The sequence below is a fragment of the Pseudomonas caricapapayae genome (genome assembly GCF_001400735.1).
GTDB classification, from domain to species: Bacteria; Pseudomonadota; Gammaproteobacteria; order Pseudomonadales; family Pseudomonadaceae; genus Aquipseudomonas; species Aquipseudomonas caricapapayae.
Map to the genome: position 1 here is coordinate 18,598 of NZ_LJPW01000018.1, position 9,308 is coordinate 27,905.

The following is a 9,308-nucleotide window of genomic DNA, read 5'->3' on the forward strand; positions in this document are numbered from 1 at the left end:
TTTAAACCTCGCCTATGGTGGTGTTGGCATCTGCTCTGCAAGCCACGTCATCCGTGGGCTGTAGGCAATTATCAGAATCTTCGAATCTAAAGCCGGTCAATGTGTGAATGCGGCCGAAGCCCTTTCCGTCTAGATGGGCGTTCCACTTCTCCAATGCATCCCGCTTGCGCGCCATCACGCCCGACTGAACGTAAACCTTCACGTTGTGGCCCATGGCGTGGTTGATCAGCAGCTCACCGATCAGGTGGTCGATACCGATGTCTGCCCAGCAGGTGCGAGCCAGTTTGCGCAGATCGTGGCTGGTCCAATCGCCCTTCCCTATCCGAGCAAATACCGCACTGGCGCGGCCCTCGCTGAGTCCTTCACCTGCGCGACCCGGGAACAGGAACTGTCCGTCATACCCGGCAGCCTGTTGCCTGTCGCGATACCAGATCAGCAACTGCCGCACCTGATCTGTGAGAGGCAGATGATGCTCGACGCCTGTCTTGGTGTTCTCGCCTGGAATGAACCACTCGCGCTCTGCCAGGCTGATGTGCGACCAGCGCGCTTGCCGCGTCTCGCCAATGCGGGTGCCGTGGCAGAGCATCATCACGGCCAACATGCCGTCGAGCGGATTGCACTCTATGACCTCGGCCAAATGGTGGAGCAGGTCCTGCAACTGAGTGCCGCGCAGCCTGGACGCCTTGATGCCGACCTTGGCTTTTGAGAAGTCTTTGAACTTGATGTCTTGCATCGGGTTGGCCGATATCAGCCGCAGTTTGAATGCCTGCCGGAACGCCAAGGCGAGTAGCTGGAAGGTGGATCGAACGTAGTCAATTTTAACGGTTCGCTGCATTGGCCAAATCAATTGGCGGTCCAGCGTGGCTTTGTCGATGCTTGCCAGCGCAATATCGCCCAAGCATGGCATGAGGTGACACCTGAGCATCGACGCACTGGTGTCCTGGCGTTTCTTCGACAGGCTTCGGTCGAGCGAATACCGCTCGGCGAACCAGCCCAGCAGCTCGCCTGTCGTTGCCCATTTGGATAGCGTGGAGTTGTCACCGGCATCAATGCGAAGGCGAATGCCAGGAAGAGCCGCAACGACCTGTTTCGCTGACAGATCGGGAAAGCGGCCGACTAGGTTCCATTTGCCCTTGCTGACCAAGTACCACGACGCCCGCGCCCGGTCCCGGGTGAAGCGCAGGTACAGGCCACGATTCTCCACGTCGCGCAGGTCACGCTCGGAGCCGGCGGCCTGGCGCTTGATTTCAGCGTCGGTGATGCGCACGGCGGCCGTCATGCTGGCTGCGCCTCCCTGGCTTTTTGCTGCTCTGGAGCGAATTCGCCGCGCAGAGGCATCAGCTCATTTTCGCCGTAGGCAGTGCGCGCTCCCGAACTGTTTTGGATCACGTACCAGCCAGGCGTAGGGGCTTTGAATGCATAGCCTTTGCCGCGAATCAGAGTTCCTTTTTCTATGCGCTCAGTAAGCTCTACCAAGCTTCCTGCAGGAATATCTACGTCAAAAACCTTGGTCAGCGCCAAGTCGCCCGGTTTGAATTGATTGCTCATCAGTAGCGCTCCATTCTCTTGCGGCGGGTTTCTTTGTCCTTCTCCAGTTGCAGGCCTTCCAAATGGCTGATCAAGGAATCCAGGCGACGCATCGTGTGAACTGACGGCCTGAAGTGTTGGCCACTGCCCCATTCATGTCCGAAGGCGTAGTACCGGTTCGCAATCCAAACCTCTGCCTCGCCAAATCTGGCTGTGCAGCCTTCGATCGAAACCGTTTGCCAGTGCTTGTCGATAAGGCGATTCAATGCCGCATCCCACTCTGGGCAGTACTTGTACTGTTGGATCAAGCCGAACCAAGTGCTCATAGCCCAACGAATGTAGAAATTTCTCATGCGGCCACCACGGTCTGAGGAAGTCGGAGGTATGCGCGGATTTGCTCCATCGCGTCGAAGTGACCACGGCAGACGATCGCAAGATAGCCTTGCTCGCCCAGCTGACGTATCCACTCGTACTGGCTGCCCGAGACAGCAGCGTCATGCGGCGGCGTGGCTTTGAACTCGATGTACAGACCGAAGTACCCACCACGAGCCATGGGCAGCACCAGATCGGGCACACCGGCGCGCACGCCCTGCTCTTTCAGCTTTATCGCCACCAGCTTGTGCCGGTGGCCACCGTTGGGAACGTGATAGATCAGCGCAGCCACCAGAGGCATACGCAGCGTGAGCTCGCGCAGCAGCGCTGCCTGTTCCTGGCCTTCGCGGTCGACGGACTTGGCGCGGGTGCGCTTCGGTTTGAACAACGTCATTTCGGCGGGCTTCACGGTGACACCTTCCCTTCACGAATCAGCGCGTCTTGGGTGCGCATGACGCCCTCGGCGTGGAACAGGCGGACTTCTTCACGGCTCAGCACCGCCGGAGCGCGCAGGCGGCCATCGGCGATATCGTGGCAGTAAGCACACGCCCAAGCGGCCTGCAGGTCGTTTGGCTTGATGCCAATGCCGCAAGTACCTGCGAGCCGGTAATGAGCAAGGACCGTGGTCGAGGATTCGCTCGAGCAGCCTGGGTAACGGATCTGGCATTCGCGGTCACGCGCCGCCTTCGTGAGCTTGGTTTGCCGTGTCATCAGAAGTCCTCCTTGCCGCGATGCGATTCCCACTCGAAAGGCAGCACGATCACACCGCCTTCGCGCAGTCGATCAACGCAGCGCTCACCCATTGCCACCGGCAGTGCCTTTCCGTCGAGGTTCGAAATGATCACGGTCGGGCGCATCTGCTCGTAACGGCCATTGATGATCGCGAAAAGCGTGGTCAGCTCGAAATCGCTCGGAGCTTCTTTGCTCACGCCTATTTCATCGAGAACCAGCAACGACGGGCTGACGAGCGCCGCAATGATCTGCCCTTCGGTACGCTCGGCACCCTGCCGATAGGTCGATCTGATGTCATGCAGGATCGTGCCAATCGTTCGGTAGACGGCCGTGGCGTCAGTCTTGCGCATCAGCTCGTTCGCAATCGCAGTACCCAAGTGGGTCTTGCCGGTGCCAGGCTTGCCAAGCATCAGCAGGCAGCGGCCCGTGGCGGATATTTCCGGGAACCTGTCCACGTACTTTCGACATACCCGCAGCGCCTCTTTCTGGCCTGTGGTATCGGCGATGTAACCGGTCAGGGTCTTCGTCGCGAATCGCTTCGGAATCAGCGCTGCGCCGAACTTGAGGGATAGCTCGTATCGCTCTTTGATCCTTGCCCGCTCTGCGTCCTCTTCCTTCGCGATGCGCATGCAGTCCGGGCATCCCGTTTTGAACACCCTTCCGAAAATCACGTTTACGGTCTGAGGAAATTGCCCGTGGTCATCGCACATGCCGGTCGTCTGTTGCGGCGGTGGCGTGGCGCTGGGCATCGAAACAATGTTTTCAGATCGCATAGCTGCCATCCTCTCGGGTGATCAAACCCGCCGTGTAGTCGCGATCGGCAAAGCCGTGATGCCGTGAGTTGGGGAACTGATGCACGTTGGTTGCAGGCTGCACCTCATCCTCCCAGCGCTTGCCGTTGAGCCAGGTGGCTGGGTGCGGAACGAACTGTCCGCCGTCCTTCGTCCAGGCCGGGGAAACACACTGCTTGGCCAGGCCTTCGGCGATCAGGGTGAATAGGTCAGGTGTGACTTTGAGTTTCCGCCATACCTTCTCGGCCGCCGCCTTGCCCTTCTTGTTCGGGTACAGCTTCCAGAACTTCGGGAACAGCTCCCCAGTCGTCGGCGACGATGCCGGAGGCGTCGGTGTGTTGAGGGAATCAGGAATCAGAGAATCAGGAATCAGAGAATCAGCCGGAGCGCTTCCGAGAATGGCAGTAGCAGTACCGCCAAAATCGGTAGTGATACAACCATCTGATACAGAAGGGATAACTGACTCCGGTTCATTACGATGCGGGTTCTGATGTTTGTCGAAATTCTCGACTTGGATGTAGCGCTTGCCGGATACCGTATAGCGGACAATGAAGCCCTCGGCCGCCAGCCAGCCAAGCATGCCGTCGACATCAAGGCCGTCACGGTATGGAAAGAGCTCGCCTTTGATCCGAAGAGGACGATCCTCGAGGCGGCCAGCTTTATCAGCGAGAAGCCACAGACCTTCGAACAGCAAGGTCAGCATGGGATCAGCCACGCCAAGCACTTCGTTCTTGAACAGCGCTGGTTTGATGTTGCGTGCGCGGGCCATATCACAGCCCTCCGTTTGTGGGCGTTGAGAAATGACGCGTCAGATAATGTGTAAACGATGAAGCTGACGAGCCTTCGCAGGTATTGCTCGTCGCTGAATTGGTGGGCATAATTGACCTCGTAATGTTGTGAAGAAGCCGGTCTAGCCACCGGCTTTTTTTTGCCTGAAATTCAGGCCCTGTAGGTGTCCGGTGCATCCGTGGTAGCTTTCTGTTTCCACACAACAAGGTCACGGAGACCGGACATGACTGAAACAACTCTCGATCCGAAACATTCCCCTACAGAAGCAGCGCACCAATTGGCTGTCGAGCTCGTACGCAGCTCAGGGGAAGCGCTGTTCAAGGACAGATCTGTAGGCCGTGAAAGTGGCCAAAAGGCGGGAGATTTCGTGATTGCCTTCGAAGAGAAGATCACGGCGTATTACCGCTCTCTGAAATAACCTTCAAACCTGCGACCAGTGCCGCTGCAATGCTGGTCGCATCCGCTACGATTCCATCGCAATGTCCGCGACCCCTGACCAATTCCACCAAGGCGTCACACAGGGCCTGCTCGGCAATTTGTGGCGACGTTGCTTTTTGAAGAGCGCAATCTGCCAAAGCGCGCGTAATGCATTCCAGCTTTTCGTTAGCAGTGCCATCGGCTGGCCAGGCATTCTTGATGGCTTGCTCGTGATAAGCCTCTCGGCTCGGCTTGTCAGATTTAAGCGGCGTGGTAAGTGCATGCTTGCTTGCAAAGGAAGCATTGATCCTTAATTGCCCATCTTTGGTCAGCGTCCATACAGCACGCCCTTCATCGTCAACGCCTACGATCTCGCTCATCACTCTGCTCCGGGCCTTTTCGGGGCCATGTTTTGAATTTTGTACTGGATGAATCAACAGCCCATCCGCTGTACTACCTGCCCTTCCCGCCTGAGCGGATACTTGCCGTCACTCCGCTACTTTCCGCAGTTGATTAACGGATTTAAGCGGCAGTTGTTCGTGAGGCGCTTGCTGGATCGTCTTCGCGCCTGGCTACCAGGGCTCCGCTCGATTCCTTCTCCAGTACGCATTGCATTGGGTAAGAGAACCCGCCCGCAGTACGGCACTGAGAAACCCGGCTGCTGGTCACGGCAAGGGCATCGCCGATTGCGCGTCCGGTGCCGAAATATTTCAGCGCTTCGTCATAGGTCATGGTGATTCTCCAGTGTCTTCACTTAAGTTTAGAGATCTTAACAGGCCAAGGCAAGTTATCTAAACACCGAAGGGTTTAGAATCCTAAATATGGAATTTAAAGATCGCCTTCGGGCTCGCATGACCGACCTAAAGCTGAGCGCTACAGAGCTGAGCTCGAGGATTGGTGTGTCAAAAGCAACCATCACGTTTTGGCGCAACGGCACCAACGGCGCGACCGGATCTAATCTCATGGAGCTTGCCAAGGCTTTGCAGTGCTCGCCTCAGTGGCTGGAGACCGGCAAAGGCGATATGCAGGACTCACCCATGCGCGGTACTGAGCCATCGAACGTTGGCGAGATTGACCGCCCAACAGGCATATATCGCTACCCTGTAGTCAGCTCGGTAGCCGCCGGCACGTGGAGTGAGGCTGTCGAAACCGGATTAGTGGACCGTTATGAGATCAGTGACTACAAGGCCAAAGGTCGTGCCTTCTGGCTTGAAGTAGCTGGCGACTCAATGACGGCGCCCACCGGCATGAGTGTTCCCGAGGGAATGCTGATATTGGTTGATCCAGGCATTGAGGCAAGGCCTGGGAAACTAGTCGTTGCCAAGCTCCCCAGTAGCAATGAAGCAACCTTCAAAAAGCTGATAGACGATGCGGGTCAGTTTTATCTGAAGCCCCTGAACCCTGGGTATTCCATGATCAAGTGCTCGGACGACTGCATAATTATTGGTGTTGCCGTGCGTATGACCGGGACGCTCTATTAAAGGATCACCACTCGCAAGGATGTAACGAATGTCGAAAGCATTAACCGTAGTCGGACTGATTTTCACAGCCCTACTGACAGGGTGCGCCGCTACTGTCGAGCGCGGCGGCCTTGGCACGATGAGCGTCAGTCATGCCGCAAAGCAAAATATCGCCGTGGAGTTCGACGGCAGTGACAAGGTACTGGCTCACAAAGACTGGCCATTGCTTCAGTCCACCTGGTCGCAGTCGCTGAAGACCGAGGCGGCTGCGGAAGGCTACGACCTTCTGGTCGTCAAACAAGATCCGGCGCCCCGCCCAGGCGTTCTGTTGAAAGTGGATGTTTCTACCTTTCGCTACATCACCTCCGGCGCCCGTTACACAGTTGGCTCAATGACAGGCAATGCTTGGGTGAACTCTAAGGTCGAGTTCATCGATATGGAGAGCGGCCGGCGGATGGGCTTGAGATCCTACGATACTAAGTCCACTGCTTGGGAAGGTGTCTTTTCGGCGATGACAGAGAAGCAGCTGGAAGCGATCTCCAAGCGAATCATTGCAGACATCAAGGCAGCGAAATAGCGCCCCACTACAGCTTCAGATAAGCCCGCCAAGCGCGGGTTTTTTTGTGCTCGACGTTTGCCCACGGGCAAAATATTTAGTTATCTAAAAATACAGGTTGACTAATTTTGTTTAGTTTTCTAAATTACATCCATCGAAACGCAACGACGCCCCAGAAGGCGTCTCTCGGATCGACCGCTCTTTAGATACACAGCAGCAACCTTGCCGGATCGACACCGGCGGCAATGAACCAGGGTAGCGAGCCGAACACCTTCAAGTTCGGTACAGGGGCGCCTCACCCCGTGGCCAGCAGCGTAGATGGCCCTAGATTAAAGAGTGCTGACGGGTGGGATGCCATTGCATGGACTACATCGCGGTCAGTGAAACAGAGCAACTGCCGAGGATTTCTAGGTAGTTGAATTCGAGCCGTAGGCCGACGCCAGTAGCGGGTCGCGGCGGAAAGCATCACTGAAGCACCTGGCTTGCCGGGTGCTTTGGGATGACAACCAGAAGGGGAAATACATGGCCAGAAGCACTCGCACTGACTATGCAAAAGTGAAGATTTGGATGCCGGGCATGACCTCGGAAGTTGAAGGTTCAATCGCGGGTATCGCAATTGAAGTTTTTGCAGCCATTGATGGGCGCGAAAAGCGCGAGCAGGTCCTGAAGATGATGCAAGAGCGTCACGAAAGCGTTTCAAAACACGAGGAAGCGCGACAGACCGCGTGATCAATCCTCCTGCGCATTCGCTGAGTGCGCAGCGGGATGACAACCACCGAGTAAAACGTAATGGACACCACCATCGTATGTGGGGCATGGAGAGGCCACCTCGGCCGTGGTCTTGCGCCGCGAGAGTTGCAGTATTTGTTGTCAGCCGCCCAGGGCTGCACAGCCAAGGAAATCGCCCGCACGTTCGGCATCGCGCCGGGCACGGTCGTTAAGCGCCTGTCGGTCGCCATGTTCAAGCTCGGCGTGAATCGCCAGACAGCGATGATCGCCGAGGCCATGCGCCGACAGATCATTTCCCCGCTTTGCCTGTTGTTCATGTCGGTGATCGTTCTGCACGCAGTGCTGGGCGATGAATCGATGAGGCGCGAGCGCAGAGCCCCAGAGTCACGCCGGGGCGGGTACGAACAGAAGATCAGCCGTAAGGGCTCGGACAAGTTCCGGCCGGTAGCGGCGATCTGCTGAGCAACAATTTACCTGCCCGGTCCTTGCGACTGGCCAGCACGAGAAACCTACTGGAGAAACCAAAATGACAGAGGCCCAGTTAGCCGCATTCAACGAACTGGCAGCAGCAGCGAAACAAGAGGACGAAGCACAGCGGGCATACGAGGAAGCAAACTCCGCGCTTGAGCTGGCGAGCGCTGTCCTTGTCGGGGCTCGCAGTGAGAGATACAGAGCTCACGAAAAAGTTTTGCAGTCGGCTCGACTCCCGAATCAGAGCCCGGCTCGGGATTGAAACCGGGCTCAGCTCATTGGCTTTTGCCACAACCAGCACCACGTCAGCCTGACGAAAACTGCCCGAACCCTGTCATAGCGCCAGGCTGCATCGGAGTGTGATCTGCATGAAAACGCTGTGGCTGAGTGCACAAATAGCCGGTGTGGCGCCGGTAGCCGCAAACAGAAGCCAGCAGTAGTCACAGATCACACCCCGATGCGGATGAGTACACACCGCGAAAGCGGCCCCCTGCATCAACACGCAGATGAATGCGCAGGCTGATGCGCAGTTAGCGTCAACGAGTGGCGGATCTGAACATGGGTAACCATCCCCTAACTCGCGCAAATCGCTAAACACTCGTTATGCCGGGATCAGCACCGGCCATCTGCATCACCCTCCCCCAAATCAAACGACCGCATCGGCAGGTGCCAGGCCAGTCTCACGGCTGGGTTTGGTCGCCCGCGCCTGGCATCTGGCCAATGCGGTCAGGGAGCCTCATATGCATCAGACAATCAGCCAGCGTCGTGCAATCCTCGAAGGCCTGCGCCAGCGCTGCACCCTCTCCACTGCCGAGTTTTACGACAAGGTCGGCCGCAAGAATCCGGCAGCCCTGCCGCGCTTCACGGTCGTGCCGAACGGCAATAACGAGTTCGGCATCGTCGAGCGCTCGACAGGTAATGTATGCGGCGTGCATCGCGGCCACAGCGCCGCTTGCAAGGCCGCTGATCAACTGGAAGCCCAGCCTGTACGTCAGCGGTCGTTCGCCACTCACATGCTGCGCTGGACTGCTGCCATCGCTACCGGCCTGGCGCTCTTCGCGCTCTACGGTGCCAGCTGATGATCAGTCCAGAGCTGAGCACGATTCAGCGCAACAAAGAGCGGTCCGCCATCCTCGAGGCTGAGGTGGCTGAGTTCCTGAAAAGCGGCGGCGTGATCGGAACGTTAAAGGGCTTCCCGGTCAGGCCGCAGCCAAAGCCTTATGGCCGCATGAGCGCGCTAAGCGTTCAGCAGCCAGCACCCCGTCGGCGGACTAAAGAAGCAATGCGGGCAGCAGCGCCCCGCGACGCGATCCAAGACCGCTGCAACGCCATCGCCGAACAAGTGGAAGTCGTCCGCAAGCTTGCCGAGACGATGACGATCACCGATGTCATGCGCGAAACGGACCTGAGCATCTACAGGCTTCGGAAAATGGCCCGCGTGCACGGCTTCGAATACAAAGCGTT

Annotated in this window: 15 protein-coding genes and 1 pseudogene; 7 read left to right on the forward strand and 9 right to left on the reverse strand. The window is 57.4% G+C overall.

The window, feature by feature from the left end:
* Position 1: 1 nt before the first annotated feature.
* The 7 genes from ALO80_RS03095 to ALO80_RS03125 are packed head-to-tail and all read right to left on the reverse strand — an operon-like array spanning position 2 to position 4,191.
* Complete coding sequence (locus ALO80_RS03095; protein WP_055007896.1) at positions 2–1,279, reverse strand: tyrosine-type recombinase/integrase; 1,278 nt, start codon at positions 1,277–1,279, stop codon at positions 2–4.
* Positions 1,276–1,548, reverse strand: a complete 273-nt coding sequence (locus ALO80_RS03100) for a hypothetical protein (RefSeq protein WP_055007897.1) — start codon at positions 1,546–1,548, stop codon at positions 1,276–1,278. Before ALO80_RS03100 ends, ALO80_RS03095 begins: the two co-directional genes overlap by 4 nt.
* Positions 1,548–1,880 (reverse strand): hypothetical protein, encoded by a 333-nt coding sequence (locus ALO80_RS03105; protein WP_144434197.1) that lies wholly within the window; start codon positions 1,878–1,880, stop codon positions 1,548–1,550. The genes ALO80_RS03100 and ALO80_RS03105 overlap by 1 nt, the downstream gene beginning before the upstream one ends.
* Positions 1,877–2,308, reverse strand: a complete 432-nt coding sequence (locus ALO80_RS03110; RefSeq protein ID WP_055007899.1) for a VRR-NUC domain-containing protein — start codon at positions 2,306–2,308, stop codon at positions 1,877–1,879. Before ALO80_RS03110 ends, ALO80_RS03105 begins: the two co-directional genes overlap by 4 nt.
* On the reverse strand, positions 2,305–2,610 hold the full coding sequence (locus tag ALO80_RS03115) for a DUF1364 domain-containing protein (protein ID WP_055007900.1): 306 nt from the start codon (positions 2,608–2,610) through the stop codon (positions 2,305–2,307). Before ALO80_RS03115 ends, ALO80_RS03110 begins: the two co-directional genes overlap by 4 nt.
* Entirely contained in the window at positions 2,610–3,404 is a 795-nt protein-coding gene (locus ALO80_RS03120) for an ATP-binding protein (protein WP_055007901.1), read from the reverse strand. Before ALO80_RS03120 ends, ALO80_RS03115 begins: the two co-directional genes overlap by 1 nt.
* On the reverse strand, positions 3,394–4,191 hold the full coding sequence (locus ALO80_RS03125) for a hypothetical protein (RefSeq protein ID WP_055007902.1): 798 nt from the start codon (positions 4,189–4,191) through the stop codon (positions 3,394–3,396). The genes ALO80_RS03120 and ALO80_RS03125 overlap by 11 nt, the downstream gene beginning before the upstream one ends.
* 243 nt (positions 4,192–4,434) lie before the next feature.
* On the opposite strand from ALO80_RS03125, the gene ALO80_RS30420 reads away from it, so the two are divergent.
* Complete coding sequence (locus ALO80_RS30420) at positions 4,435–4,629, forward strand: hypothetical protein (RefSeq protein WP_162491658.1); 195 nt, start codon at positions 4,435–4,437, stop codon at positions 4,627–4,629.
* Here the strand turns inward: ALO80_RS30420 and ALO80_RS03130 are convergent.
* Together ALO80_RS03130 and ALO80_RS03135 are read right to left on the reverse strand one after the other, a co-directional pair.
* Positions 4,601–5,008, reverse strand: a complete 408-nt coding sequence (locus tag ALO80_RS03130) for a hypothetical protein (protein WP_055007903.1) — start codon at positions 5,006–5,008, stop codon at positions 4,601–4,603. The two genes, ALO80_RS30420 and ALO80_RS03130, sit on opposite strands and share 29 nt — an antisense overlap.
* A gap of 142 nt (positions 5,009–5,150) precedes the next feature.
* A complete protein-coding gene (locus tag ALO80_RS03135) occupies positions 5,151–5,360 on the reverse strand; it encodes a hypothetical protein (protein WP_024420198.1) in 210 nt (69 codons plus the stop codon).
* An 89-nt stretch (positions 5,361–5,449) separates the two neighbouring features.
* Here ALO80_RS03135 and ALO80_RS03140 point away from each other — a divergent pair, with 89 nt between their 5' ends.
* The 6 genes and pseudogenes from ALO80_RS03140 to ALO80_RS03170 form a co-directional block, all read left to right on the forward strand.
* Complete coding sequence (locus ALO80_RS03140) at positions 5,450–6,109, forward strand: LexA family protein (RefSeq protein WP_055007904.1); 660 nt, start codon at positions 5,450–5,452, stop codon at positions 6,107–6,109.
* Positions 6,110–6,137: 28 nt separating this feature from the next.
* The gene (locus tag ALO80_RS03145) at positions 6,138–6,665 is read left to right on the forward strand and encodes a DUF4410 domain-containing protein (protein ID WP_055007905.1); all 528 of its coding nucleotides are present in this window, start codon (positions 6,138–6,140) and stop codon (positions 6,663–6,665) included.
* 501 nt (positions 6,666–7,166) lie between these two features.
* Entirely contained in the window at positions 7,167–7,373 is a 207-nt protein-coding gene (locus ALO80_RS03150; RefSeq protein WP_055007906.1) for a hypothetical protein, read from the forward strand.
* Positions 7,374–7,433: 60 nt separating this feature from the next.
* Entirely contained in the window at positions 7,434–7,835 is a 402-nt protein-coding gene (locus ALO80_RS03155) for a response regulator transcription factor (protein ID WP_055007907.1), read from the forward strand.
* A gap of 749 nt (positions 7,836–8,584) precedes the next feature.
* On the forward strand, positions 8,585–8,923 hold the full coding sequence (locus ALO80_RS03165) for a hypothetical protein (protein WP_024640756.1): 339 nt from the start codon (positions 8,585–8,587) through the stop codon (positions 8,921–8,923).
* Positions 8,923–9,308 (forward strand): annotated as a pseudogene (locus tag ALO80_RS03170) (hypothetical protein); the annotation flags it as partial. The gene ALO80_RS03165 and the pseudogene ALO80_RS03170, both read left to right, overlap by 1 nt.